Raw genomic sequence first — 25,207 nt, 5'->3', positions numbered from 1 at the left:
GGGGAATCGCCCCGGCTCTGACCATTTACAGGCTATATTGGCGCGTTAATCGCCTTTTCAAGCCTGCTCATCAATTTTTGGTGCGTCTTCGGCCTTGGCGACCACGACCATGGCCGGACGGACCACACGGCCATTGAGCAGATACCCTTTCTGCACCACCGCGACCACGCTGTTGGGCTCGGCATCCGGCGCCGGCACCATGGACATGGCTTCGTGCTGCTGGGGGTCAAACGGCTCGCCCACCGGGTTCACCTGCTCGACATTGAACTTGCCCAGACTGCTCATAAACAGGTTCAGGGTCATCTCGACGCCTTCACGGATGGAGGCCACCAGTTCACCGGCGTCATCACTGCCCTCGGTGCTCTCCACCGCCTTCTCCAGGCTGTCAGCGACCGGCAGCAGCTCCTTCACGAACTTTTCCAGCGCAAACTTGTGAGCCTTCTCGACATCAATCTCGGACCGGCGACGGACGTTCTGCATTTCCGCCTGCAGCCGCAGCATCTGGTCCTGAGCCTCCTGGACCTTCGCGTTCAGCGCGTCCACTTCAGACTCGCCACCCTCGGCCGCTTCCGCCTCGGCCTGGACCTCTTCGGCCGCGGCTTCGGTTGCTTCGTTCAGCTCGTCTTCTACCTGTTCGGTGCGGTTCTCGTCAGTGCTCATGAGTTCTCCTGCTAGCTATCCGGCGGCCGACAACCAGACGGCCGATTCAACATGGCTTCCGACCGACGCGAGCCGGAAATTTCTAGTTGGGGACGGATATGGGGCCCCGTGTTCAGGTTTCAACCACCCCGCACGGTTTCCCGGAAAAATTCCCGACCCGCCGATTTGCAAACCGAAAAAACCCTGCATATATTCACAGTCACTGTATAACCAAACAGTATTTCGCCCAGCTTACACAGCGGGTTGTTCAGCGCAGCAATTCGAAGGACGCGGAGGTTATCTGCATGCTTACTCAGCTTACGGTTTCCAATTACGCCATCGCCGAACGGGTGGAACTGCAGTTCAACACGGGCATGACGGCACTGACCGGGGAAACCGGCGCCGGCAAGTCCATTGTCCTGGACGCGCTCGGACTGGCCATGGGCGGCCGGGCGGACGCGGGTGCCGTGCGTCACGGCGCCAAGCGCGCCGACATCACCGCCACCTTTGACGTTGCCAAGATCCCGGAAGCCGTGGCGTGGCTGGAGCAGCACGAGCTGGACGACGACAGCGACTGCATCCTGCGCCGGGTCATCAGCAAGGACGGCCGCTCCCGCGCCTACATCAATGGCCAGCCCTGCCCGCTGGCTCACCTGAAGGATCTGGGCGGCCTGCTGATGGACATCCACAGCCAGCACCAGCACCAGTCCCTGCTGCGCAAGGACACCCACCGTAAGCTGTTGGACGAATTCGCCGGGGTAGAAGCCCTGGCGGCCGACACCCATGCCGCGTTCAAGGTCTGGAACCAGACCCGCCAGCGGCTGACCGAGCGCCAGCAGAACGCCGACGAAACTGAGGCCAAGCTGCAGCTGCTGCGCTACCAGGTGGAGGAGCTGGACCGCCTGGCTCTGGACGATGGCGAGCAGGACCAGTTGGAACAGGAACAGGCACAATTGAGCCAGGCCGACGCGGTGCTGCACAGCAGCCACCAGGCAGCCCTGCTGTGCACCGAGGACGAGACCAGCGCCGCGGACCTGGTGCGCCAGGCGCTGCAACAACTGGAGCAGCTGCCGGTTGAGGTGCCCGCCCTGGCCGACACCATCCAGATGCTGAACGAGGCCCAGATCCAGATCGGCGAAGCCGGTGACAACCTGCGCCGGTTCGTGGAGGACTACGAGGCCGATCCGGCCCGCCTGGCCGAGGTGGAGGAGCGCCTGAGCAGCATTTACCAGATGGCCCGCAAGCACCGGATTACCCCGGAGGAATTGCCGGAACTGCACCAGAACCTGAGCGCGGAACTGGCGGAACTGAACGGCGGCGCCGGCAGCCTGGAGCAACTGGAAGTGGAACTGCAGGAGCAGCGTGCGGCCTTTGACGCACTGGCCGGGCAGTTGACCGAAGCCCGCGAGCAGGCGGCGGTGGACCTGGATCAGCGCGTGGCCGAGGAACTGGCGCAGCTGAGCATGCCGACGGTGCAGTTCGTTACCCGGCTCAGCCGCAACGCCAACGACGAGCCGGCCCCGCACGGCCAGCAGGACATAGAATTTCTGGTCAGCGCCAACCCGGGCCAGCCGGCCCGACCACTGGCCAAGGTGGCCTCCGGCGGCGAACTGTCGCGGATCAGCCTGGCGATTCAGGTGGTGGTGGCCCAGACCTCAACCACCCCGACCCTGGTGTTCGACGAAGTGGATGTGGGCATTGGCGGCGGCACCGCCGAGGTGGTCGGACGCCTGCTGCGCACCCTGGGCAGCAATGGCCAGGTGCTGTGCGTCACGCACCTGCCGCAGGTGGCCGCGCAGTGCCATCAGCATCTGTTTGTGAGCAAATTTACCGAAAGGGACGCCACCTTCTCGAAAATCGAGACCCTGGACGACAACGGCAGAATCAGTGAAGTGGCAAGAATGTTGGGCGGCGTGGACATGACCGAGCACACGATTGCCCATGCCCGGGAGATGTTTTCCAAGGGGCAGGCGACCCATCACTGATCTGGCGACGAACCACTACCCCTCTCGATCCTGAGAGCTGTTGGGGCGGGTTAATCACCCGCCCCTTTTTTCTTTTTAGGACTTGATGGGTTTCACGTAGAGGATCAGGCTGTGGTCGACGATCTCGTAACCACGTTCCCTGGCGATCTTCTGCTGACGTTCCTCGATGACTTCGTCAACGAACTCAATAACCTCACCGGTCTGGGTGCAGACCATATGGTCGTGATGGTCGTCTCCGGCCATCTCGAACACCGCATGACCACCTTCGAAGTTGTGGCGTAACACCAGGCCTGCCGCTTCGAACTGGGTCAGCACCCGATACACGGTTGCCAGCCCCACGTCATCCCCCTGCTCCAACAGTTTCTTGTAAACGTCTTCGGCACTCAGGTGGTGCTCTTCAGAGTTCTCCAGAATGTTGAAGATTTTCACTCTCGGCAGAGTGACTTTCAGACCGACTTTTCGCAATTCGGCGTTTTCAGATGACATGTTACTATTCACTCTTTGGTGTGCTTCACGGCTTCCGGTATGATGAAGCCGCCTTAGACGGTTAACCCGTGCCGCACCTGCCTCAGCAGGCGATTTCAAGATAGAGGATTTCCCCCGGCGATGCAAAAGCTCACAGCTCTCATTCTCACTCTCATCATGACCGGTTGTGTCTTCCCTGGGGTGTACAAGATCAACGTGCAACAGGGCAACATCGTCACTGATGAGGAGCTTACAGCGCTGACCGCGGGCATGCCCCGAAGCCAGGTGCACGCGCTGATGGGAACACCGCTGATGCTGAATCCCGTGGACGCGTCCCGGGAGTACTACATCTACACCTTCCAGCGCAGCGGCGGGGACATCGAGGAGCAGCGCATCATCGTCTATTACAACGACGACCAGTTCTCCCACTACGAAGCCCAGCTGCTGAAAGAGACCCCCGCCTACTGAGCCGGCTGCTCAGCCTTTCTTCTTGGCCCGGTTCAGTCGGGCCTGCTTGGGATCGATCTTGAGCGGACGATAGAGCTCCACCCGATCCCCCTCCCGAAGCTGGTGGGCGGCGGGGTCCTTGATCACCTTGCCAAATATGCCCATGTCGATGCTTTCCGGATCCACCTCCGGAAAGAGGGCGACAATCCCCGAGAGTTTTACCGCCTCCAGCGCCGTCGTGCCCTCCGGTACGGTCACCGGCACGATTTCCTGCTTGTCCGGGCGCGCGTAAGCCACTTCCACCACCGGCATCACTGACCTCCCGCGTAGAGTTCGTCGGCCCGCTTGCAAAAGGCGTCGACCATGGTGGTGGCGGCCTGACTGAACACCGAACCAAACGCCATGCGCGACAGGGAGCCGGAAAATTCGAACTCCAGGGTCAGGATCACCTTGCAGGCGGTCTCGCTGAGCGGCTTGAAGTGCCAGCGCCCGGCCAGGTTGCGGAACGGACCGTCCACCAGGCTCATCTCGATGGCTTCGGGCTTCTGCAACTGGTTGCGGGTGGTCAGGGTGTGGCGCACCCCGCCCTTGGCGATCTCCATCGATGCGGTGACCTGCTCAGCGTTCTGGTCATGGATCCGGGTGTTGGCGCACCAGGGCAAAAACTCCGGGTAGCGGGCAACGTCGTTCACCAGGTGGAACATTCGCTCCGCCGAGTGCATGACAAGGGCTGATTTATCGATCTGATGGGGCATGGGTACCGGGTGTCCTGCTGATCAACTTGCTTGAATATACGAGCCTTTGGAACAGACGCGCCAGCTCAAACGCTATGATAAAGGATCTCGCCCTCTTTTGGGCCATTTCCGGACGGCCCGGCCTTCGGCTGGCTATCGCGGGTCGGTGCCGTGCCCTCGGATTTAGGCGCGGGCTGGGGTGCCGGCGCACCCTGTTCGGCCTTGGTCTCGGCTTCGTCCTTCGGCGCCAGAGTGCCCTGATCCACAGTGGACAACACGCTCGCCGGCCGGCCACACCAGATGCCATCGCCGCCGCTCGCGCACAGGTTGGTCAGCGAGAAGGCAGTGTACTGGATGCCGATGTAGGCGATCACCACCGGCAACACCAGCCGCATGACCCAGTACCAGATGGCGGCAAACAACACCGGCGCCCGCCCCAGGATCCGATGGGACAGGCTGTGGGTCAGACGCCAGCCGGTGAACACACAGATCAGGATGGCCACCGCCGGGATCAACAGCCCGCCGGTCAGCAGCTCCAGCCAACGGAACACCGTGGCCCCGGCAAACCGGTCACTGGCCCAGACGTTGAACGACAGCAGCGAGGCCAGCCCCGCCAGCCACACCAGCAGTCCGACGATCAGCGCCGACCAGCCCCGGGGCGCCCCGGTCCATTCTCGGAACCAGCCCACCACCGGTTCCATCAGCGCCAGCGACGTGGTCCAGACAATCATCACCACCAGCAGGAACACGGTGGCGAGCACGAATTGATTGGCCGGTAGTTGCCCCAGGGTCACCGGCAGGGACACGAACAACAGGCCAAAGCCGCGCTCGCCGTCGAAGCTGGCGCCGTCCGCGGCCACCGAGAAGATCATCAATCCGGCCAGGATCGCCACCAGGGTGTCCATCAGCACCACCGCCAGGATCGACCGCTTAAGCCGGGTCTCGGGCGCTGTGTAGGCGCCGAAGATAGCCCACACGCCCATGCCCAGGCCGAGGGTGAAGAAGGCGTGGAACAGCGCCGCTTTGACACTGGCGAGAGAGACTCGGTCCGGGTGCAGTTCCAGCAGCTGGCCGACGGCACCATCGACCCAGCCGTGCCAGGCGGCGAGTGCGAACAACCCGAGCATCAACAGCAGGGTTCCGGGCACCACCACCCGCAGCGTGCGCTCCAGCCCCTTGACCACGCCCTGCACCGAGACCCAGACCACCAGCACCAGAAACGCCGCATGCCAGCCCATGAACACCCGGTACTCGTTGGGGTCGGACACCAGGCCCGAGAGAATCGCGGTGGCGCCGGCCTGGTCGGCGTTCGAAAACAGCCCCATGGCGCCGTAGAACACATAGGCCAGGGCGATCGAGCCGAAAACCGCGGTGAACGACAACACCAGGAAGGCGGCCAGAATGCCCAACCGGCCCGCGGCCATCCACCACCGGGACACCTTGGCACTGCGGATGAAACCATCCATGGCCAGCACCAGGCCATGACGGGCATAGCGGCCAAGCACCGCCTCGGTCACCATCAGCGGCAGGGTCACCAGCAGCAGGCTGGCCAGGTACAGCAGCACGAACAGGCCGCCCCCGTGCAGGCTGGCCAGGTAGGGGAACTGCCATAGATTGGCGAGGCCCACGGTGGCACCGACCGCGGCCCAGAAGAAGGTTGATTTCCGGGTGAAGGACCCGATATGTGTCTGATACGGCGTAGGCATTCGCGTCCCTGAAGATAACTGGCTTCACATTGTAGCCGATCGTTCGATCCACGCACGAACCGCCAGCTGCAAGTCCGTGATTTCGTGACCGGTCTGGCACCTGTGGGCTACAATGCGCGTTTTGCCGGCCAGAACGCCGACCCATTCGTTCATTTGTCCGACCCCGGATTGTTGATTCATGAGCAAGAAAAAGCCCGGAACGCCGAGCAGTACCATCGCCCTGAACAAGAAGGCGAAACACGAATACCACATTGAAGAACGCTTCGAGGCGGGCCTCGCCCTGCTGGGCTGGGAAGTCAAATCCCTGCGTGCCGGCAAGGCCCAGCTGGTGGATGCCTACGTGCTGCTGAAAAACGGCGAGGCCTGGCTGCTTGGCTCGCACATCACGCCGCTGAATACGGCCTCGACCCACGTCATCGCGGACCCGACCCGAACCCGCAAGCTGCTGCTGCACGCCAAGGAAATCTCCAAGATCATCGGCAAGGTGAACCAGACCGGTCACACCTGCATTCCCCTGGCCCTGTACTGGAAGAAGAACAAGGTCAAATGCGAGATCGCCCTGGTGAAAGGCAAGAAGCAGTTCGACAAGCGGGCGACCGAGAAAGAGCGGGACTGGAACCGCCAGAAGCAACGCATTCTGCGCGAAGCCAACGGCTAACCACTCAACCCGCCGCCTGACACCGACCTCACTGCGGCACATTTTTGTGTCGCAAACCTACTCTCTTTGCGCATTTTTTCATCAGGCCTATACTCCTGTGTTCCCATTGGCAGGCAAAGGGAATGCATATGCCTCTTACCCGAACCCCGATGACCGCGGTCGACCGAGCGTGGCTGCGCATGGACACGCCGGAAAACCCGATGATGATCTGTGGCGTCCTCGCCATGGACCGCCCCATTTCCATCAACCGGCTCAAGCGCACGCTGGAGGAACGCTTCCTGCGTTTTCACCGGTTCCGCCAGCGGGTGGTGGACAAGGGCGATCGCGCCTACTGGCAGGACGACCCACTGTTCGATCTGGACAACCACCTGCACCAGATCGCCCTGCCCGGCGACGCCGACAAGGCCGCCCTACAAAAACTGGTCAGCGACCTCAACAGCAGCTCCCTCGATTTCCGGCGCCCGCTCTGGCAACTGCACTACATCGATAATTACCAGGGCGGCAGCGCGCTCTTGCTGCGCATCCACCACTGCATTGCCGACGGCATTTCCCTGGTCCGGGTAATGCTTTCCCTGACCGACCGGGGCCCGGAGCCCAAGCTCGCCAAGGTGCCGGCGCGGGTCACAACAACGCCGCCCAAACGCTCCTGGATTCAGGCCACTCTGCACCGGGCGGTGGACAGCGTGCAGGCCGCCAACTACCAGACCCGGCTATTCATCCAGTCGGTTCGCGACGAACCCGAATATCCCCTGAAACTGGCCTCCACCGCAGGCAGCGTGGCCTTCGATCTACTTAAACTGGGCCTCGCCCCCGTGGAACCCGAGACCGGCCTGAAACGCCCTCTGTGCGGTCGCAAACGAGTGGCCTGGGCCGAGCCCTTGCCTCTGGATGAAGTCAAAGCCTGCGCCCGAGCCCTGGGCGGCACCGTCAACGACATCCTCATGTGCACCGCCACCGGCGCCCTGCAACGGCATTTCGCCGCGCACCAGGAAGGGGTGCCGGAATGCGGCCTGCGGGTGGCCGTGCCCTTCAACCTGCGCCCGCTCAACCAACCGATCGACACCCTGGGCAACCAGTTCGGCCTGGTGCTGCTGGCCCTGCCGGTGGAGGTACGGGACCCAATCATGTGTTTCCGCCAGGTGCAGGAGAACATGAATCGGCTCAAGCGCTCCTACCAGGCCCAGGTGACCTACAGCCTGCTCGACCTGTTCGGCCGCGGCCCGGATGTGCTCGAACGCCGGGCCCTGCATCTGTTGAGCAACAAAGCCTCGGCGGTGCTAACCAACGTACCCGGCCCGAAACACGCCCTGTATCTGGCCGGCGCCGAGGTCACCCAACCCATGTTCTGGGTACCCCAGAGCGGCAGCATTGGCATCGGCATGAGCATCTTCAGCTACGCCGGCACCGTGCAGTTCGGGATCACCATCGACAAGAACATCCCCGCCGACCCGGACGCGGTGATGGAGTACTTCCAGGAAAGCTTCCAGGCCCTGAGCCACGCCGCCCTCGCGGGCCGACAAGGCGCCCTGGAGCGACGGGCCGGGTGATGGAAATAGGTACAACTCCCGGCCGTAAACGGCCGGCAGACCAAAACAAACCTTGAAGTCCGCCAAACCGGACACATATACTTGAGGCATAGGGGGACGACATGGCTTCGACGCCGGTTGCGAACCCTTGGGTGCATGTCGAGATGGCAGCCAATCTCGTTAATCCAAAGCTGCGTTTAAATAGTCGCAAACGACGAAAACTACGCACTAGCAGCGTAAGCTGCTAGTCGTCCTGACTGGGATGCCTGTATCCCAGAAGCAACATCTCAGGACGTCATCGCTAACAGGCTGCTCTAGCGTCCAGAGCTCACTGGCCGCTAGCTAAGATCCAAAGAGCTCGTCTCTTGCGCCCTGACCTTCGGGCCGCTTGAGATTAAATCAATAGAAGGAAGCTAAACATGTAGATCTCAAGGCAGAGTACTGGCGGACGCGGGTTCAATTCCCGCCGTCTCCACCAATCACCAAGAGAAAAGCCCCTGATTTCAGGGGCTTTTTTTTTGAATCAAAATAAAAAGGACATGGAGGCGTCAACAAAGTGTCAACCGACATCATTTCGCTGACCACCGCAATCGAGTGTATACCAACAGTTCTAAGCAATATTCCCGATACCGTGTGGGCGGCCGTGACAGCGGCTCTAATCACCCTTTTCGGAGTTCACCTTTCTAATCGCAATAGTCGAGAACAGCTAAGAATACAGATAGATCGGCAAGAACAAGAAAATAGGAGGCACAGGAAAGCAGAGATGCGTCGGTCCGTATACCTTCAACTCTGCGAAGTACTACCGCGCATCAATATTCTTTACCTTTCTCTGGGTGATGCGGTCATTGATATCAGGGCGTCGAGAGAGGTCATGACTGATCTGGGATCTGTCGCTTCGAAAATCCAGTTAATTGGTGAATCTGAAACCTCTAAACTTGCGATAAAGCTCTCTAACGAGTACGCCCAATTCTGGACTGACGCTCTGCATAAAAGCCTTGACGTTCAAAATGCGCTTCGAAAAGAGGAACGCGAAGGCAAGTACGCAAACGACCTACACGGATACCTACAGACCAAGTTAAAAGAGCTAGATAGTGCTGACAGCGTGGATTACGAAAAGACGAAAGCTTACGTGGCTTCTCTAAGCGAAGCTCATAACGAGGCACAGCAAAACTTCCAGACAGCCAGAACCACAAGGATGGAGTTGAGGAAAGAGTATATAAAATGGGCCGTCCAGCGGCTGGAAGTCCCGCAGGACATTGCAATAGCACTGTCGGCCGAACTGAGAACAGAACTGGAAACATCAACAGACAAAGACCAGCTAATTCAAATTATGAAAACCAGTAGAGATGAAGTCCGAAATCGTATTGTAGAAATGATGTGAGCTAAGCTATTGAATTTTCGGCTTGCACTGAAGCACTTGATCCAAATGATCAGGCGCCAAATGAGCGTATCTCATCGTCATCACGATAGAAGAATGCCCCAAAACTTTTTGCAAAGTCAGAATTTCTCCACCCTTCATAACGAAGTGACTAGCAAAAGTGTGGCGCAAAATGTGAGCGCACTGCCCCTGAGGTAATTGGATACCTGAGCGATCCACCGCGCGTCTAAACGCTGAAATCGTGGATGTGCCGAAACTTCCATGCTTTTCCAGATGTTTTTTGACAGTCTTGTATAGGTTCTCAGAAATCGGCACAGACCTTTTCTTGCCTGACTTTGTTTGGTCGTAAGTCACCAAATTAGGCTTCAAGTGGCTAAGAGTAATCCCCTCCGCTTCTGACCACCTGGCGCCAGTTTCCAGTGAAAGGCGAGCAACTAGTAAAGCATGGGGATTTGTAGTTTTCTCTCTCAGCTCGGCAAAGATAATCCGAATTTGATCGTCGTCCAGATACCCCATTTCTCTCTCCTGGATCTTAATGGGCCGGATCTTTGCAAAAGGATTTGAGTAGCTAAGTGCGCCCGTTCGGCAAAGCTCATTAAACACCGCATTCAGATAGCCAAGATCATTGTTGCAGGTTTTCGGTGAGATCCCGCCTTCGATTCGAAGGGCACGATAAACCAAGTAATCATTGGCCGTGAGTTTAGATGCCATTGGGTTTCCAAACGATTCAGCAATTCGCTTGAGGTGGCGATAGCGCCGCTCCCCATCTCTCAGATATTTACCATGCGCTAGGTACCAAGTTCTGAGGACTTCCAGAAACCTGCGCTTATCTTTCTTCAGCTGGGGAATACTCGATCCAGCGTCATGTTGACTCATTGCCCAGCGTTCAAACCGTTGCGCCTCTGCTTTGGAATCAAACGATTTTCGGACGCGCTTCTGCCCTCTCCCACCTGGTTGGATGTCGACCTGCCAACGTCCCGAGGGTAGCTTCCTGATCATGCCGCCACCTTGGTCAATAGTCGTCGTTTTATGAGCCCATCCTGGACGAGCTGGAACAGTTCGTTTTCATAGATCTCCCGTCGTCGGTAGTAGGCGCACAGATCCTCCCAGAGTCCGGATTTCTTGAGGCAGTCCCAGGCCTGACGAGGGTTAAAACGGTTGCGTGCATAAATGGACAAGAGATTGCCAAAGGCGAGGGAGACGTTCTTTTCGTTGCCGCAACCGGGTTCCTTTTTTACGCGCTTGTAGAGCAGATCCGGGGCTGAATAGCCGAAGCCAATATCCTCTCTGAGCTTGGTCCAAATGGGATGCACCCATTCCCGCTTTACCTCATAGCGGTTGCCCTGGAGAGCGTATTGCCAGAGACCGGTCAGGTGCGGCACCGCGTCCATGTAGGTGTAGATGGGCTTCATGTTCGGGGTGCCCTGGGAGATCTCGTTGACGATGCGGTGATGGAACCGGATTTCCAGCCGCCAAACCGGTTTGTCCGGGTCGTAGCAAGTGTCCGGGAACGACTCTTCATTCACCGCGCATTCCCAGATGCCCTCCATGAAGGCACGCTTGTCGCTTACGTCGATCTCTTTGGACTTGTCGTACAGGCATACCTGCAGGCTGTTGGCCTTACCGAAGGTATAAGTTTCACCACGACCGTTCACCGTGGAGCCCTGAAGGCCCTGGAAGTGGAAGTCACTCATGCCATTGTGGACGCTGATGGTCCGGGCCCGGGTGACGAAGTGCTGGGCAAAGTCCTGGGGCGGTTCCCACCCCTGAAAATCCACAGCCAGGTGGAGGGCGATCCCAACCGGTTTGATACGGCTCAGGAAGTGCATGCCCCACTCTGCCAACTCGTCGTGGATCTGGTCACTGGAGCGCTCATAGAGCCAACGGGGAGAGGTTTCGATTTTCACGTGGGTGCCCTGGGTATCTGCTTCGGCGTAGAAGTTCTGAACCAGGATAGTCAGGCCGTATTCCCGGTTCTGGAGAATGTATTTGAAGCCCCCTCGCCGGCCGGACTGGAGCCGGAAGGGAACGCCCCTTACTTCGACTGTCGCGTCATAGCCGGATTCGTATTCGGTGGCGATCTCCGCAAGCACTTCCGGTTTCAGTCGTCCCTGGAACAATTGCCGGACGGTATCGACGCCCGTCCAGAGGACGTTGACGTTTTTGAGATCCACTTGCTGGCCTTCGGGACCGATAAACAGATCCCCTTTACCGATTTCCCCGGTGGTGATGTCCAGTCGTTCGAAGTCTCTGATTTTCATCTGTGGCTCACTGTGGTTCTGTGTGGTTAAAAATCGACTACCGTCGTTTTCTATGAGACGTGTTACAGGGACGTCTCCAAGCCGCTGCGCGGCGCGTGGCGGTCGCTCCGCTCGCGCTCACGCGCCGTCGCCTTCCTTCTCGGGTAGTGCTGTTTCCAGGTAGGAAGAACGGTTCTGCTTGTCCTCTTCGGTCCGCTCCGGTTCCCGGTAGCTGTAGTAGGTCACCAGGGCGCCCTGGATGACGCAGAAGGGCTCCCCCGTCTTCAGGAACGTGGCGCAGTTCCGCGAATGGATCTTGCGGGTGCCGGTTTCGCCCCAGATCCAGTACACCCCGTTCACTTCTCCGACGATGCGCCAGCGTTTGGAGAGGGGCAGCCAGCCGGGTTCGAGTTCATGTTTGATCTGGTGAGGCGCCCTGCCCTCCAGGCTCGCTTTCACCGCCCGGGTTCGTTGGGCCGTCTTAGCGCTTCGGCTGACGGTGACCGGTTGTTGAGCTCCTGGGCTTTGCTGCTCAGTTGCTGGTGTTGTTTCGTCGTGTTCTTCCGGGCTGAAGTAAGCGACCGCTTTCCAGACACCCAGCGCCATGATCAGTACCGAGACCGGGATGCCGTACTTGATGAGCGGGTGTTTCAGGACGTTGGCGCGGTCGTCAGCCTTCTCTTCCATGCCGGCGGCGAAGTCGGTTTTGTTGCGGGTGTGGCTCTTGTAGTACTGGTAGATCTCGGGCTTGTAGGAGCCGAAGAGCTGACGCATGGGTTTGCCCGGTTTTTGGCCGGTGGCGGCTCCCATGTAAACATCGACACGGTATTTGTTCTTCTGGCCGATCGCCGTCAGCTTCACTGCCCGGTAGGTTTCTTCCACAAGACCACGGACGAAGGCGCAGAGCTGGGCCAGATCCTGGGTGACCAGGACAATCTCATTGGTCCTTCCGTCCGGACCGACGTTGTGACGGTGCTCGGTGAAGAACTCCTTCTGGCATTGCGGGATGTTGGTGGCCTTCATGCCGCTTTTCCAGAAGCGCCACGCCTCGTCGATGATCCAGATGACCCCGGCCGGGTGACGCTCCAGATCGAAGAAGGTCGGATCGTTTTCCGCCTCTTTGTTGTCGAACATGGTGACTTTGCCCTGGGGGAAGTCATCGGAAAGGCGGCCGAGCTTGAGCGGGATATTGGTGATTATGTGCCGGCCGGCTTCCAGGGCTGGAATGACGACGTTTTCCACCACGCCGTAACTCTTGCCCGATCCCGGCAGGCCTGCGTACCCAACAATTGACATGGCTTACCCTATGAACGGAATGCGTCGGAGAATGAAGCGGGCAATCAGCGCGGTCATCATGGCGGTGATGCCGTAGTCGAATTCGAAGACCGTCAGGAAATACAGCAGCTGGCCGCCCAAGCCGTCGAAGACGCTTTGCAGGTCCACGATGTCGATGTCCGGAATCCAGCCCAGCATCAATTCCACGCCATCGACCAGAAGGCCGAAGAGCTGGCGCGGTACCCACAAGACAATGTCGATCAGTGCATCAATCAGTTTCTGGATCATGGTTAGGCCCTCAGGAAGACGAAGACGGCGGCCAGGGTCCAGACGGCGATGAACAGCATGGACAACAGGCCGCGATGGTCGTTCAGGATCTGGCAGTGACTGTCGATCGGCATGGACTGCCAGAAATCGGTGGACGGGATGGTCCACACCGGGCAGGTGTTGTTGCTGGCAATGCTCGGAATCGTGGTCACCGCCTGGATGGTGGGGTTGGTGGCGATCACGGTTTGCAGGCGCTCACTGCTCTCGGCAAAGGTGGGGGCGTCGCCCAGGCCGTCGGTGCTGTAGCCGCCGTTCGGACCATCCAATTTCTCGTTGATGTCGCCCAGGGTCTGGTTGGCGGCCCCCAGACCGTCGTTCAGGTTGTCGTTGACGGCATCGAGGCCCTTGCCGACCTTGTCCAGGCGCTGGTTGGTGCCGTCCAGTTTGTTGTTAGTGTCGGAGATCCCGTCCTGCACTTTGTCGAGCCCCTTGTCGACGCTGGTGGGATCGTTCTCGCGCTGGTATTCGTCCGGCTGGCCGTCGCCGTCGGTATCGGTGTTGGGGGCTTCCGGGGTGTCGGGCTCTTCCGGCGCATCGTTCACGGACTCGCAGACAAAGCCGTATTCGTCGATGACCAGGGCGCCGTCAGAGGGACAGGTGGGCGGACCGTATTCGTCGGGAATGCAGGCGGGGGTGCCATTGACCACACCAAAGGCGCCGCCCTCGCATTCCATGTTGGAGGTGCAGAGGTTGTGCTTGGAGGCACCGTTGCCGATAAAGCCCTTGTAGTCTGGAGAGTCGGCATTGCAGTCATCAGTATTATCGGCGGTGTCCTGGAGGCAAACACCGTTTAACTGCCCATTGGGGCAATCCTGGACACAACGGCCATATTCACCGTCATAGATCTCGCCTTTTTCATAGCAATGCTCAGGCTCTTCTGGGAGGTAGCACTCTTGCGTGATGGGGTGACGTATCTCACCAGACTGGCAGGGAGCTAGCTCACCAGGATCAGCCGTGGAACAGTAGCTCTTGAAATGGTTTCGTGTTGCACCGGACGAAGAGGTAATCGTCCCGTTAGGAATCAGATATTCGCCATCGACCCGGCAATAGTATCGATAGTAACGATACGCACCGAGATCTTCTCCCGTTGCAGTACCGGCGTAGCAGGACTGTGATTCATAGGAATCACAGTTGTACTGGTATTTGTACAGACCTTGATAGTAAGCACTGCCTCCTTCAATTTCTTCTCCCACTGAGAAGACACTATGCAGGCAGAGCCACAGGATCAGACATCCTTGAACAGGTACACGCACAGCGCCGCCCCCATCATGAAGAATGTCCAATCCCACAGCTCTGCCACGATTACCCTCCTACTTGATCATGCTCAGCAGGAGACGGGCCCCTTTGCGGACGACGTAGAAGCCGGCCAGGACACCGACGACGGCGATGACGCCGGTGATTTCACCGGAGAAATCCAGACCACCGGTGACGGTGGACCAGTCAGCCGCAGCGGCCGGGCCGGCTACGATGGAGAAGGCGAATGCGCACAGCGCGATCAGTTGTTTCTTCATGGTCATTACCTCAGCATTTTCAGGAGTTGGCGACCGCCCCATGCGACCGCCATGAGTGGCAAGGTCACGGTGAAGCCCTGGAAGATGGCTTCGGTGATCATTGCCGCGGTGTACTCGACGGGTGCCGTGTACACCACCTGGGTGATGGCGCCGGAGCAGTCCCAGCCGTTGGCTGTCATGGTCCAGTCGCCGTCACACAGGATTGCTTTGCTCAACGGTCAGTCTCCTGTACCGGTTAAGCGGATTTCTTGATGGGTTCCTGCGGCTTGAGCTCCAGGGCCTTGAAGGTGACCTTGCCGCCCTGCCCGGCTTTCATCTGGGCTTTGACGGTGAACATGGCCGGCAAGCGGTCCGCGTGGTTCCGAAGCTGGTCGATGTGCTTGTAGTCACAGGTGATCTTCATGACCTCGTTGCCGACGCGGTTGTCGTCGTCGGCTTCGGCCGGGGAATAGGCCCAGAGTGAGCCGCCCCGGTTGCCGTCGATGTCGTAACGGGTGGCGCCGATGATCATCAGGTTCAGATGGTTTTCCATGGTGGTTACCTCAGTCCTCGTTTGTGAATCCGCCCGGTGGCGGTGGGGTTTGGGTTTTCTGTGTGGACGCTGCGCGTCCGTCTGGTACCTCGGGATCTGGAATCAGAGGGCAGCCGTTTCGCTACCCCCGTCATCCGTCACCGTCGGCGGTCGCCAATTAGGCAAAGCCCGTCAGCTCCGCAAGGCCCGCTGCGCTGGCCCTGCGGGCCGCCTTGCGGACCTGCCGTGCTGTGCCTGTCGCCCTCGTACCGACGGAGACGGATGACGGGGGCAGCTACACAACACGGGGGTTATGTCGGGCTTGGCCGAGTGGAATCCGGAGTCTGACCGCGACTCTGGATGGCCGATTCGAGCACTTGTGCGGCGTACTCGGCGGGGGTCTTGATGGTCTCCTGGCTGGCCACCTGCCGGAGCATTTCCCGGTAGGTGTCGGTGTCCAGGTACAGGCGCATGCCCTGCTTGCGTTTCGTTTTCATGGGGTGTTCTCCCGTGGGTTTCCGGTGTCAGGGTTCCGTTGTCGTAGGCATCGCGCAGGGCGATGAGGCGATCGAAGGCGGGGCTGTGGTAACCGTGGCCTTCGAGTTCGTTCAGGAGCTGGTCGGTGAAGGCGGCCTTAATGCGGGCCACGTAGTCGTCCGGTAAGTCGGTGCGCACCTGGGTCAACTGGTCCAGGCGCTGGCACAGGGTTGTAAAAAGACCTTCCAGGGCATGCAGTGAGGGTGAGCCAGCCATGGGGCCCTGGAAGGCAAAGGCAGTTCGTTTGGCGTGAGGCGATTGAGTCATGCCCTGCCCCGGCTTTGCTTGGTAGGTGCGGATCACTGCCAGTCCTCCTTGTCCATGGCGTCCTGGGAGAGCGCGGCGATGTTCACCATGCGGGGCTTGCCGATCTTGAGAGAGGGCAGATGGCCCTTCTCGATCATGCCCCGCACCTGCCCTTCCGTGAGCCCGGTCAGCTGAGCAAAACGCTCCTGAGTCATGACCGGCGTCGCTAACAAGATGATTTGTTTCTGCTCGTCCACTGTTTTGCACTCTGCTACACTGTTTTGCACTAACGCTTTTAGGCAACCCTATAACGCTTTCACGCAATAAATATAGCGCTATTGGACTATTTTTCAAGCCCAAAAAGGTAAATTATTTAGCCTTATTGGACCACCCTTTCAAAAGACTCCCGGATAGAGCCTGGAAAGGCACCATTAAATGACTGATATTAAAGACCAAAAAAGCAATAAAGCAGAAGAGCCAGGGAACATCTCAAGTCGGATAAAAATACTAATGGGCAACCTCTCGGAGAGCGCATTTGCCCAAAAGTGCAAAATCCCGCTTAGCACGATGCGGAAGTACCTCTCTGGATCAACCCCAGGACTAGATAAAGCGGCCCAAATAGCAGAAGCAACCGGAGTACCCTTGGAGTGGCTTGCGACAGGAAAGCAACCCACGCAATCAAACTCTCAGTTTGAGGAAGAGTTTGCACTCATACCTGGTTACAACATTCAAGTCGCTGCTGGACACGGGGCAATTGCCGGGGATGAAGCGCCGACCAGGGAGCTGGCCTTTCGAAGAAAGTGGCTCAGATTCCGGGGTTTTAATGAGCAGGACCTAGCGCTGGTGTTTGCTAGGGGTGACTCTATGGAACCTACGATTTCAGATAATGAGACCGTGATGGTGGACACCAGTGAAAAAAAGCTTCGAGATGGGCATATTTACGTCATTAGAAATGGAGACCACCTCCTCGTGAAGCGGGTTCAAACGCTCTGGAACGATGGCGTTCAGCTTCTTAGCGATAACAAAGAGTACCCTCCCCAGGAAATTTCAAGTGCAGATCTTGAGTCTCTGGAGGTAATTGGAAAAGTGGTTTGGGTAGGAAAAGACCTATAAAAAGGATGCAATATGAGCTTGTATGAGGACCTTGGATTTAACAACCATCCATTTACAAAGTCAAACGCGGATGAAGAACCGCGATTAACAGACTACTTTGTATTTCCACCATACTTTGATGCTGTTTTAGGAGACTCAGAAAATCCAAGTCCCTGCATCGTCTTCGCCCCCAGGGGCGCAGGAAAAACTGCTCTCAAAAGAATGATAGATGACGCTGGAATTGACAAGAAATTCCTCTCAGTTACGTATAATAGATTCAACTTCTCCAACAACGAAAAATTAGAAAACATTTCGTTGTCATACCACTTAAGAAATATAATCACCCGAGTTCTTATATCTCTACTCTCATACATATCTGAAAATGATGACCTTTTAAAAAACCTGAACAAAGACGAAAAGAAAAACTTATATATTTTCACTGTGAACTACCTGGGAGACTTAACAGGAGATGAGCTCCAAGAAATCGTTCATGAACTGAAGGGCTTGCCAGATAAATTCAAAGAATTTTGGTCGAAAAATGTGGGGTTCATGGAGAAAGCCATAAACTTTATATTGACCCGGTACGACCTGGACAAAATTGATCTTCCCGATTTAGAGACTGAGTCCAAAAAGCTCTCCCAAACCTATAAGCATCAGCTCGAAATTTTATTATCACTCTCGAAAAAGGTCGGATTTAGGTCTATTTACATACTGATTGATAAAGTGGATGAGACCGAGCTAACCGGAAACGATTCAGAAGCTACTTACAAGCTCATCAAGCCACTAATAAAAGACCTTGATCTACTCGAAGCTAATGGTTATGGATTCAAGTTTTTTCTCTGGGATGCCATCCAAGATAAGTATAGGGCAGAAGGCCGTCCGGACAGAGTTGCTACATACAACCTATCATGGGATAGAGTTGGACTAAAAGAAATTCTATCGGAGAGATTAAAAGCCTTTAGTGATCAAAAAGTCACATCATTAAAGGACATTACTGAAGATAGAAAAAAAGAAGATTTTGATATAGATGATGCTATTTGCATCATGGCAAACAAATCGCCAAGAAACATGATCCGAATATGTGAGAGCATTCTTGCAGAGCAGTCCATGGCTTTCGGAAACCCAAAGAAAATATCAGTAAACTATGCCGACCTCGGAATCATAAAGTACTGTGAAAATATAGTGCACGAAATATACACTGAAAGGTCTATCAAAGAAGTGCAAAAGGTGGGAAGGGAGTTATTTACCACCAACTATGTTGCAAACGACGTTCTTAAAATTACGGGCGAAGGCGCGAGAAACAAAATCACGGGGTGGACTAGAGAGGGAATAGTGAAGCACATTGGGACTATATCTCAAGAAACATCTAAGAAACCACTGAACTTTTACTGCATCGTGGACCCTGCGTTTGTTCGACTCATTCACAGAAGAACACCGTTAGAAAAATTCGTAAAAGACAGATGGCTTCCGTGTGAATATTGCCGAACCGACAACATCATGGACATTGAGTACTTTACGGATAACAACGATGCAGTGTGCAGGGAATGCGGACGAGATTTAATCTAGATACTCACCTTATACTGGGAACCAAAGGGAGAGGCCTGAAGCCAGGACTCTCCTTTAAGTCAGGTTACTTTGAAGGTGTCGCGTTTGCCAGCCCGCCCCCAATCGACAGGGTCTCCTAACCAAATGATTACAGGGTATTATGAAGACTGAAACCTCTCTCCAAAACAGGTATCTTCATAAGTCTGCGTAGGAGATTTTCCGCAACCGGTTTCGTTCTAACGTCCAGTGCTCTAAGGAGGGAAGCTTTTGTCGATCGAGTTTGGAAAAGCAGGACGTATCAATAGACTAGGCTCGCTGCTAAAAAACCTATCCCGGGAAGAGGTTTTGGAAGCAGTAAGTAGGTTTGAAAAACTTGGTAGAAAGGTTGACTCCTTCGATGAATCCAGTCGATATGATCTGATCATCAACGGCAAAGCATACCCCCCGAAAGCTGTATTCGGATTGGCAGCTTCAGCGCATCTCAACTTCGACGTAAAATCACAACACTTTGTTGGTGGCGAAGCTTCTGCCTCCTTTCGTATCCTCCAGCGCCTTGGATTTGAGATCAAACCGAAAACTTACAGGCCAGGACGAAAAGAGGGCTTAATCCTCCACGGAAATTATTCCAGGAGGGATGCGTGGAAGATTCTGGGGGAAGGCGATACTTTTCGAGCAGGTAGCGGCACTTGGGGACTTCAAGGAATAATCAGAGACCGCCCATTGCCAGGTGATGCGGTACTGTTCGTGACCCTGGGATCATACGAGGGCAACCAATATGAAGACGCCGTTACAGAAGATGGGGCCTTGATTTGGAAGTCCCAGGCAGAGCAAACCCAAGCTTCTCCGGCAGTGAGACAACTGGTTGCCCATGATGAAACACGCAATTTGGTATGTCTGTTTCTTCGTACCGAAGAGAGCGCTCCTTACACCTACTTCGGACCACTCTCATTCAGGGAGTGGGACCCTGCCTCAGAAAAACCGGTACACATTGTGTGGAATATCCTCAACTGGCCGCTTCCAGAAGGATTGGCATCGAAAATCGGGCTTGCGCTTACCCCTGCCCTTTCGCCGACTTACCAACCAATCGAGAATGATATTCCGAGCTCTCTAACTGAAACGGCACCTCCTGATAGGTCCAAGTCAAAGAGCGGCAAAGGGAACGGCAATGCTTATGGAAATACAGACTGGGCGGAGCGTGAGGCGCGAAACCGTCAGCTTGGTTTAGCTGGAGAGCGACTGGTCATTCAGAAAGAAATAGATCACCTCGTTGCGGAAGGTAGAGAGGACCTGGCGAATAGTGTCGAACACACAGCCACCGTGAACTCTGCGGCCGGTTACGACATCCGATCGTTCGACTCGCAAACTGGACAAGAAAAATACATTGAGGTGAAGACCACGACTGGGGATTTGAACACCGATTTCTTCATCTCCTCGAACGAGATCTCGAAGGCAGAGGAGTACGGAGAGTCTTACTGGATATATAGAATCTACGACTTTGCAGCGGGAAGGCCGGCGCGATTCTACCGAGTATCTGGGAACGTCACGAAGAACTTTGATCTAGTGCCCACAGCCTTTCGAGCTACGCGGAAATTTTAGTGTCCAGTGTCTCCTAAATTTATGTACTTAGGAGACTGGAGTAGAAGGCGCTGGATGGGTTTTGGGCTTTCCACTAAACCTGTTCGTTAGATCGGGGGTAAGTCAGTTTACTCACTGGTGAGACTTTTCATTCAAGCAGTACGATCCGGCTACCGTATCTATTCTCTAGCATCCAAGTACGGTTGTATTTTTCGGATCGATTGTTGATGTTTCCCAGCAGGTTATTCTGAACCCATTTGGAATCTGGGAAAGCCACTTCCTTTGCCGTTCCAGATCTATCATTAACGTAAATATCCCTCTCCACAAACTGTTGCAAATGCTGCTTATCGCTAAAAAATCTGGCACGTGTTCTTGGATATTTTTTATAGAAACTTTTCGCGATATCAATCAGATCGCCTTGCCTTACAGTGACTGGTACCACCAAGACCTTGAACTTCCAAGTTTCGTCGGGGAATAGCATATGGCTGATTTCATAATCGCCCCATACCTCTACCTGGAACCCAGCCAGTTTCAACTTCCCTTCAAGAACGTCCTCCGCATGAGAATAAGCGCATAACAAAAACAAAAGCACGCCCATGGCCACACCTTTCATGATCCCACTCCTTTGGTTTCATTCATATCTGACGCTCAGGCACAGCAGCAAATGATCAGCTGTATCTGATGCCCGGCAACCATCGACCTTGTGTAAATGCGATGGCTTTAGCCACATGGCTTGATCGCTTAACTCTTTGATTAATCGGCAGGTAAGTGTTGAGGTAAATTTAGATCTGGCCATTACTCCTTAGCCGTATACCTTTGCATTCCCCCAAGCCAACCTCAACCGCCTATTGCTCTAACTGATCTATCCAATACTTCGTGGCTGCAGTTTGCTCCTGATCCAGGAGATCTTTCCGAATACTTTGTTTTTTCTTTTGAACGTCTACAAGCATCGTCTGGACCAGATCTTCGAATTGCACTTTCATTGACTCATTTGAGTCAGATTTGTTGGCTGTGAAAATGCCGCTGTAACTAGCCAGCTCATATTTGTACAGAGAACTCAGTGTGGCCTGGTCCCATTCCAGCTTGCCAAAATCAGCCACACTGACTGACAACTCTGCGGAAACCGCACAAGCATTAACAGAAGGAATTCCAAAGCCAAGTGCTTGAATCCAAACGGTGGGAGCAAAGGCTTTTGTATCTTCTCCCGTATAAGTTTCGTACCCGCTTCGGATTAGTTGAAGTTCGATCGAGTTTTTCACGGCCGAGATGTTGGTCCAACACCCATCGCTAACCTGATCTGACACCTCAACATTTAAACCATCGGCATTGTGAAGCTTGAGCCAACCCAAGTCGTGACCAAATATGACAGCATCAAGCGTTTTCTGATCTTGAGCATTGGTAGTCAATGAAACGAACAAGAAAAAAGATGCGAATAAGAGTTTCAAAACTTTCACGATCAATCCTTTGAAATCTGAAATTGTCTAGATAACCCTAGTAGTAGATTGAAAGTTTTGCACGACCTTTGATCTCGGTAGCCAGCCTCGCTCAAAGGTTATTTCGGTAACGTGTACATGCCATATCGCGGTAGGCCTTACTCTTTTCGCTACCGTCCTTGCTAAACTCGGCCTGCCAGAATTCACATAGCTCACGATTCTTCTGAACCATTGCCCGCCGCTGCTCTGCCTCTCTCTGTGCAGCAGCCTGCCTGCGCTCTCGATCCTTCTGAGCGTTTTCCCACTGCTGCTGTAGATCACGAGAGGGCTGGCTAGGCGCCGGTATCGTTATTGGAGGGAATTCTTTTGAAAGTTGCTCGTCTAATTTCTCTCCCATGAAGTCGGTCATGGAATCGAAAACCACGAAAAAAATCAGCCAGCCAATAATGCTGATGATGACCCACGACACAATATTGGCGACTACTACTGCCGAAAACACCTTAAACCAGGACATCGTTCACTCCATTGAAACAACGATAGGAAGCTTACCGAAAGTGTCAACGAAGTGTCCACGCAGTTGTGTTCACGTGTGGCTTTGAGTGGAGCTAGATCTATATAAGCAACTGATTTGAGATGAATAGTGGACGTCTGTGTTGCTTCTAAGTCCGACGGCATCGGGTTCAATTCCCGCCGTCTCCACCAAACACCAAGAGAAAAGCCCCGGCCTCCGGGGCTTTTTTCGTTCTGCCCCGCCACCTTTACTACCAACGCCTTTGACCCCAACTTAATGAATCCTCAACACAATCCGGTTATGGTCACCCCATAATCTTCGTATCCATCAACCGGATTCCATCACCCCATGACCCAACCGCCCGCCAACCTCAGCCAACTGCTCCAACGCCTACGGGACCAGACCGAGGGCCAGGACCAGGTGTCCATCGGCGATCTGCTGGCGGCGGTGGGTCAGCGTTCGTTCGGGCCGATTGTGCTGGTGGCCGGGCTGATCGTGGTTGCGCCCTTGATTGGCGACATTCCCGGGGTGCCGACCCTGTTGGGCTTGGTGGTGCTGTTGACCCTGGGCCAATTGCTGTTTCGACGGGAGACCATCTGGCTGCCCCACAAGCTGACGCACCGGCGGGTCGGCCGGGACAAGCTGATGAAGGGTCTGGACTGGATGGCGAAGCCGGCCCGGTTCGTCGATCGCTGGAGCCGGCCGCGGCTGACCTGGCTGGTGCGAGGGCCGGGGCGCTATCTGATGGCGATCATCTGCATGCTGGTGGCGGCCGCGATGCCGGCCATGGAAGTGGTGCCGTTCAGTGCCAACGGCGGCGGTCTGGCGCTGATGGTGTTTGGCATGGCCATGGTCGCCCGGGATGGCCTGCTGGCCTTGCTGGGCATGGTGCTGACCGGCGGCACGCTCTGGTTTGTGCTGGCCGGGCTCATGGGATCCTGATCTCGGCCGTTACCCTTCCTAAAGCACGATCACCATTTGAAACAATGTGATAGCGCCGGTTACCAAAGCCGGCTGCTATAATTTTCGGTCTTCGGCACACGCCATGGAACCGACTCGACTACCGACCAAAAGGATCCCGTTGTATGTCCAGCAAAACGAAACAGGCCCAGAAGTTACTGCTGTTTCGGCTGTCAGGCGCCCGGCAGTTTGGCATAGGCACCCTGAAGATTCGGGAGATCCTGCCGTTCATGCGGCTGAACAAGCTGCCCCATAGCCATCACGCGGTGATCGGCACGGCGACCTTCCGGGGCTCTGCGGTACCGGTGATTGATATGGCCGCGGCGGTGGGTGGTACGCCGCTGTCGCGGGAAGAGCGGGACAAGGCGTCGATCATCATCACCGACATCCAGCGCCAGGAGATCGGGTTCCTGGTGCGCGGGGTCGAGAAGATCATCGAGACCGACTGGAAACAGGTCATGCCACCGCCCAAGGCCCTGGGCAGCAGCGCGTTCATCACCGGACTGCTGGACGTGGAGGGCGACATCATCCAGTTGCTGGATGTCGAGCTGCTGCTGGCCATGGTCTACCCGCAATCCCTGGTGCCCGAGGAAGTCAGCCTCACCGATGTCCAAAGCGAGACCCTGAAGGCGCTCAACATCCTGCTGGTGGACGATTCCCAGGTAGCCCGCAAGCAGCTGTCCGATGCCCTCGACAGCAAGGCCATCTCCTACCAGGTCACCTCCAACGGCGATCAGGCGTTGCAGATCCTGCTGCGGGATGACGAACTGGGCCGGCCCATCGACATCCTGGTCAGCGACATCGAGATGCCCGGGCTGGACGGCTACGAACTCACCTTCAATGTCCGCGACCACGGCAGCCTGAAGCAGCCGTACGTCATCCTGCATACATCCCTGAACAGCGAGATGAGCCTGAGCTACGCCAACCAGGTGGGGGCCAACGAGGCCCTGACCAAGTTCGACGCCCGGGAGCTGCTCCAGGCCATGCTCCGGGGCGCCGAACAGGCCCGCTGATCAGCCCTCGCGCACCAGGCTCTGGTGCAGGTCGGCGAAGAAGGCTTCGGTGTCCTTGCGGATGTCCTGCAGGGTGGCCAGCCACTCGTCCTGGTACTTGTCGTAGGTTTGCGCGCTCAGCTGGGTGAAGCGCTCACCGGTTTCCGCCAGGGTACGACTGGTCTTGGCCAGGACCTCCATGGTCGGCTCTTCCAGCGCTTCCACTTCCCGCTCCAGGCTCATGGACGCCTGCTCAAGGATGATCCGGTCCTGGGGCGGCGCCGAGTCCTCGTCCTCAATGGCCTCGTTGATCGACTCCTCCAGCGCTTCGATTGCCTCCTGCAGGCGCTCGGCGAAGGTCTCAATGGCCGCCTTGGCTTTGGACTCCATGTCGGCGGAGTACTGCTCCAGCTGCCGTGCCAGTTCGTTCATGCGGGCTTCCAGATCGTCGGAGGAAGACGAAAAGCTGGCCGCCAGCTTCTCGCCCAGGCGATTGAGCTCGCCCATCAGGCTGGACAGCGGAGACGGGTTCAGCAGGGTGTCGGTGGTCCGCTGGTAGTCCACCTGCCAGCCCTCCACGCCGTCCACCAGGTAGGTCAGCAGTTCCCGGGGTTGGCCGTTGGGCGCGTCCGGAGCCGGCACCCGGGTAACGATGGTGGCCTCACCCTCGTCGATCACCACCCGGCCAAAACTTGGCTGGGCGCCGGTCCAGTCCCCGGCGATGGCGTCAAAATCCGCCGGAACACTGAGGGTGGAGAACTCCATCACCTCGTCGGTGTCGTTCTCGGCCACCGCCTGCCAGAACGCCTCGGCGACTTCCTGGGGCGTCTCCGGTCCGGAGCAGCCGGCCAGGAACACCAGAGTGAACAGTGCCGGCAGGGCACGAAACAGGGACAGGGTCATACACACGCATC

At 56.4% G+C, this 25,207-nt stretch carries 29 protein-coding genes and 1 other RNA gene; 11 read left to right on the top strand and 19 right to left on the bottom strand.

The features are described from left to right. Positions 1 to 57: 57 nt before the first annotated feature. Positions 58 to 660 carry a nucleotide exchange factor GrpE gene (gene grpE, locus U5822_RS08875; protein WP_322855266.1) on the bottom strand — a complete coding sequence of 201 codons (603 nt, stop codon included), beginning with the start codon at positions 658 to 660 and terminating at the stop codon, positions 58 to 60. Between the two features lie 284 nt (positions 661 to 944). Between grpE and recN the strand changes: the two genes are divergently transcribed. Continuing rightward, the gene (gene recN / locus U5822_RS08870) at positions 945 to 2,624 is read left to right on the top strand and encodes a DNA repair protein RecN (RefSeq protein ID WP_322855265.1); all 1,680 of its coding nucleotides are present in this window, start codon (positions 945 to 947) and stop codon (positions 2,622 to 2,624) included. A gap of 75 nt (positions 2,625 to 2,699) precedes the next feature. Here the strand turns inward: recN and fur are convergent, their stop codons facing one another. Beyond that, positions 2,700 to 3,110, bottom strand: a complete 411-nt coding sequence (gene fur, locus U5822_RS08865; protein ID WP_322855264.1) for a ferric iron uptake transcriptional regulator — start codon at positions 3,108 to 3,110, stop codon at positions 2,700 to 2,702. A gap of 120 nt (positions 3,111 to 3,230) precedes the next feature. Between fur and U5822_RS08860 the strand changes: the two genes are divergently transcribed. Further along, a complete protein-coding gene (locus U5822_RS08860; protein WP_322855263.1) occupies positions 3,231 to 3,557 on the top strand; it encodes an outer membrane protein assembly factor BamE in 327 nt (108 codons plus the stop codon). Positions 3,558 to 3,566: 9 nt separating this feature from the next. Here the strand turns inward: U5822_RS08860 and U5822_RS08855 are convergent, their stop codons facing one another. The 3 genes from U5822_RS08855 to U5822_RS08845 form a co-directional block, all read right to left on the bottom strand. Beyond that, the gene (locus U5822_RS08855) at positions 3,567 to 3,848 is read right to left on the bottom strand and encodes an RnfH family protein (RefSeq protein WP_322855262.1); all 282 of its coding nucleotides are present in this window, start codon (positions 3,846 to 3,848) and stop codon (positions 3,567 to 3,569) included. Beyond that, positions 3,848 to 4,291: a type II toxin-antitoxin system RatA family toxin gene (locus U5822_RS08850; protein WP_322855261.1), complete on the bottom strand. Its 444-nt coding sequence runs from the start codon at positions 4,289 to 4,291 to the stop codon at positions 3,848 to 3,850. The genes U5822_RS08855 and U5822_RS08850 overlap by 1 nt, the downstream gene beginning before the upstream one ends. A gap of 65 nt (positions 4,292 to 4,356) precedes the next feature. After that, positions 4,357 to 5,976: a sodium-dependent transporter gene (locus U5822_RS08845; RefSeq protein ID WP_322855260.1), complete on the bottom strand. Its 1,620-nt coding sequence runs from the start codon at positions 5,974 to 5,976 to the stop codon at positions 4,357 to 4,359. A 178-nt stretch (positions 5,977 to 6,154) separates the two neighbouring features. Between U5822_RS08845 and smpB the strand changes: the two genes are divergently transcribed. The 4 genes from smpB to U5822_RS08825 all read left to right on the top strand — a co-directional run bounded on the left by smpB (position 6,155) and on the right by U5822_RS08825 (position 9,541). Then, positions 6,155 to 6,634 carry an SsrA-binding protein SmpB gene (gene smpB / locus U5822_RS08840; RefSeq protein WP_322855259.1) on the top strand — a complete coding sequence of 160 codons (480 nt, stop codon included), beginning with the start codon at positions 6,155 to 6,157 and terminating at the stop codon, positions 6,632 to 6,634. 128 nt (positions 6,635 to 6,762) lie between these two features. After that, positions 6,763 to 8,181, top strand: coding sequence for a WS/DGAT/MGAT family O-acyltransferase (locus U5822_RS08835; protein WP_322855258.1), 1,419 nt, complete (start codon positions 6,763 to 6,765; stop codon positions 8,179 to 8,181). 92 nt (positions 8,182 to 8,273) lie between these two features. Then, positions 8,274 to 8,638, top strand: a transfer-messenger RNA (tmRNA) gene (gene ssrA, locus U5822_RS08830). Positions 8,639 to 8,716: 78 nt separating this feature from the next. Further along, a complete protein-coding gene (locus tag U5822_RS08825) occupies positions 8,717 to 9,541 on the top strand; it encodes a hypothetical protein (RefSeq protein WP_322855257.1) in 825 nt (274 codons plus the stop codon). Positions 9,542 to 9,547: 6 nt separating this feature from the next. Here U5822_RS08825 and U5822_RS08820 read toward each other — a convergent pair whose 3' ends face one another. The 10 genes from U5822_RS08820 to U5822_RS08775 all read right to left on the bottom strand — a co-directional run bounded on the left by U5822_RS08820 (position 9,548) and on the right by U5822_RS08775 (position 16,400). Then, complete coding sequence (locus U5822_RS08820; RefSeq protein WP_322855256.1) at positions 9,548 to 10,537, bottom strand: phage integrase; 990 nt, start codon at positions 10,535 to 10,537, stop codon at positions 9,548 to 9,550. Then, the gene (locus tag U5822_RS08815) at positions 10,534 to 11,799 is read right to left on the bottom strand and encodes a hypothetical protein (RefSeq protein WP_322855255.1); all 1,266 of its coding nucleotides are present in this window, start codon (positions 11,797 to 11,799) and stop codon (positions 10,534 to 10,536) included. The genes U5822_RS08820 and U5822_RS08815 overlap by 4 nt, the downstream gene beginning before the upstream one ends. A gap of 117 nt (positions 11,800 to 11,916) precedes the next feature. Then, complete coding sequence (locus U5822_RS08810; protein ID WP_322855254.1) at positions 11,917 to 13,074, bottom strand: zonular occludens toxin domain-containing protein; 1,158 nt, start codon at positions 13,072 to 13,074, stop codon at positions 11,917 to 11,919. A 3-nt stretch (positions 13,075 to 13,077) separates the two neighbouring features. Beyond that, entirely contained in the window at positions 13,078 to 13,341 is a 264-nt protein-coding gene (locus U5822_RS08805) for a DUF2523 family protein (RefSeq protein WP_322855253.1), read from the bottom strand. A 2-nt stretch (positions 13,342 to 13,343) separates the two neighbouring features. Beyond that, positions 13,344 to 14,054 carry a DUF948 domain-containing protein gene (locus U5822_RS08800; RefSeq protein ID WP_322855252.1) on the bottom strand — a complete coding sequence of 237 codons (711 nt, stop codon included), beginning with the start codon at positions 14,052 to 14,054 and terminating at the stop codon, positions 13,344 to 13,346. Between the two features lie 636 nt (positions 14,055 to 14,690). Then, complete coding sequence (locus U5822_RS08795; RefSeq protein ID WP_322855251.1) at positions 14,691 to 14,891, bottom strand: hypothetical protein; 201 nt, start codon at positions 14,889 to 14,891, stop codon at positions 14,691 to 14,693. A gap of 5 nt (positions 14,892 to 14,896) precedes the next feature. Then, entirely contained in the window at positions 14,897 to 15,106 is a 210-nt protein-coding gene (locus tag U5822_RS08790; RefSeq protein WP_322855250.1) for a hypothetical protein, read from the bottom strand. A gap of 20 nt (positions 15,107 to 15,126) precedes the next feature. Then, a complete protein-coding gene (locus tag U5822_RS08785) occupies positions 15,127 to 15,423 on the bottom strand; it encodes a hypothetical protein (protein WP_322855249.1) in 297 nt (98 codons plus the stop codon). 290 nt (positions 15,424 to 15,713) lie between these two features. After that, on the bottom strand, positions 15,714 to 15,899 hold the full coding sequence (locus U5822_RS08780; RefSeq protein WP_322855248.1) for a hypothetical protein: 186 nt from the start codon (positions 15,897 to 15,899) through the stop codon (positions 15,714 to 15,716). Positions 15,900 to 16,238: 339 nt separating this feature from the next. Next, positions 16,239 to 16,400 carry a helix-turn-helix domain-containing protein gene (locus tag U5822_RS08775; RefSeq protein WP_228743552.1) on the bottom strand — a complete coding sequence of 54 codons (162 nt, stop codon included), beginning with the start codon at positions 16,398 to 16,400 and terminating at the stop codon, positions 16,239 to 16,241. Between the two features lie 220 nt (positions 16,401 to 16,620). Between U5822_RS08775 and U5822_RS08770 the strand changes: the two genes are divergently transcribed. The 3 genes from U5822_RS08770 to U5822_RS08760 all read left to right on the top strand — a co-directional run bounded on the left by U5822_RS08770 (position 16,621) and on the right by U5822_RS08760 (position 20,418). Further along, on the top strand, positions 16,621 to 17,298 hold the full coding sequence (locus U5822_RS08770) for an XRE family transcriptional regulator (RefSeq protein ID WP_322855247.1): 678 nt from the start codon (positions 16,621 to 16,623) through the stop codon (positions 17,296 to 17,298). A gap of 12 nt (positions 17,299 to 17,310) precedes the next feature. After that, on the top strand, positions 17,311 to 18,843 hold the full coding sequence (locus U5822_RS08765) for a P-loop ATPase, Sll1717 family (protein ID WP_322855246.1): 1,533 nt from the start codon (positions 17,311 to 17,313) through the stop codon (positions 18,841 to 18,843). A gap of 246 nt (positions 18,844 to 19,089) precedes the next feature. Next, on the top strand, positions 19,090 to 20,418 hold the full coding sequence (locus U5822_RS08760) for a protein NO VEIN domain-containing protein (RefSeq protein WP_322855245.1): 1,329 nt from the start codon (positions 19,090 to 19,092) through the stop codon (positions 20,416 to 20,418). 127 nt (positions 20,419 to 20,545) lie between these two features. On the opposite strand, the gene U5822_RS08755 is transcribed toward U5822_RS08760, so the two are convergent. The 3 genes from U5822_RS08755 to U5822_RS08745 all read right to left on the bottom strand — a co-directional run bounded on the left by U5822_RS08755 (position 20,546) and on the right by U5822_RS08745 (position 22,344). Further along, positions 20,546 to 21,010 carry a hypothetical protein gene (locus U5822_RS08755; protein WP_322855244.1) on the bottom strand — a complete coding sequence of 155 codons (465 nt, stop codon included), beginning with the start codon at positions 21,008 to 21,010 and terminating at the stop codon, positions 20,546 to 20,548. Positions 21,011 to 21,242: 232 nt separating this feature from the next. Continuing rightward, entirely contained in the window at positions 21,243 to 21,851 is a 609-nt protein-coding gene (locus tag U5822_RS08750) for a hypothetical protein (RefSeq protein WP_322855243.1), read from the bottom strand. A 91-nt stretch (positions 21,852 to 21,942) separates the two neighbouring features. Next, entirely contained in the window at positions 21,943 to 22,344 is a 402-nt protein-coding gene (locus tag U5822_RS08745; RefSeq protein ID WP_322855242.1) for a hypothetical protein, read from the bottom strand. 345 nt (positions 22,345 to 22,689) lie between these two features. Here U5822_RS08745 and U5822_RS08740 point away from each other — a divergent pair, with 345 nt between their 5' ends. Further along, the gene (locus U5822_RS08740) at positions 22,690 to 23,283 is read left to right on the top strand and encodes an exopolysaccharide biosynthesis protein (RefSeq protein WP_322855241.1); all 594 of its coding nucleotides are present in this window, start codon (positions 22,690 to 22,692) and stop codon (positions 23,281 to 23,283) included. A gap of 143 nt (positions 23,284 to 23,426) precedes the next feature. Further along, on the top strand, positions 23,427 to 24,314 hold the full coding sequence (locus U5822_RS08735; protein WP_322855240.1) for a chemotaxis protein: 888 nt from the start codon (positions 23,427 to 23,429) through the stop codon (positions 24,312 to 24,314). Here the strand turns inward: U5822_RS08735 and U5822_RS08730 are convergent, their stop codons facing one another. After that, positions 24,315 to 25,196, bottom strand: a complete 882-nt coding sequence (locus U5822_RS08730) for a hypothetical protein (RefSeq protein ID WP_322855239.1) — start codon at positions 25,194 to 25,196, stop codon at positions 24,315 to 24,317. It abuts the gene before it with no gap. Between the last annotated feature and the right edge of the window lie 11 nt (positions 25,197 to 25,207).

This window comes from Marinobacter qingdaonensis (assembly GCF_034555935.1).
Taxonomy (GTDB): Bacteria; Pseudomonadota; Gammaproteobacteria; order Pseudomonadales; family Oleiphilaceae; genus Marinobacter; species Marinobacter qingdaonensis.
This window is presented reverse-complemented; position numbering and strand designations above follow the sequence as displayed.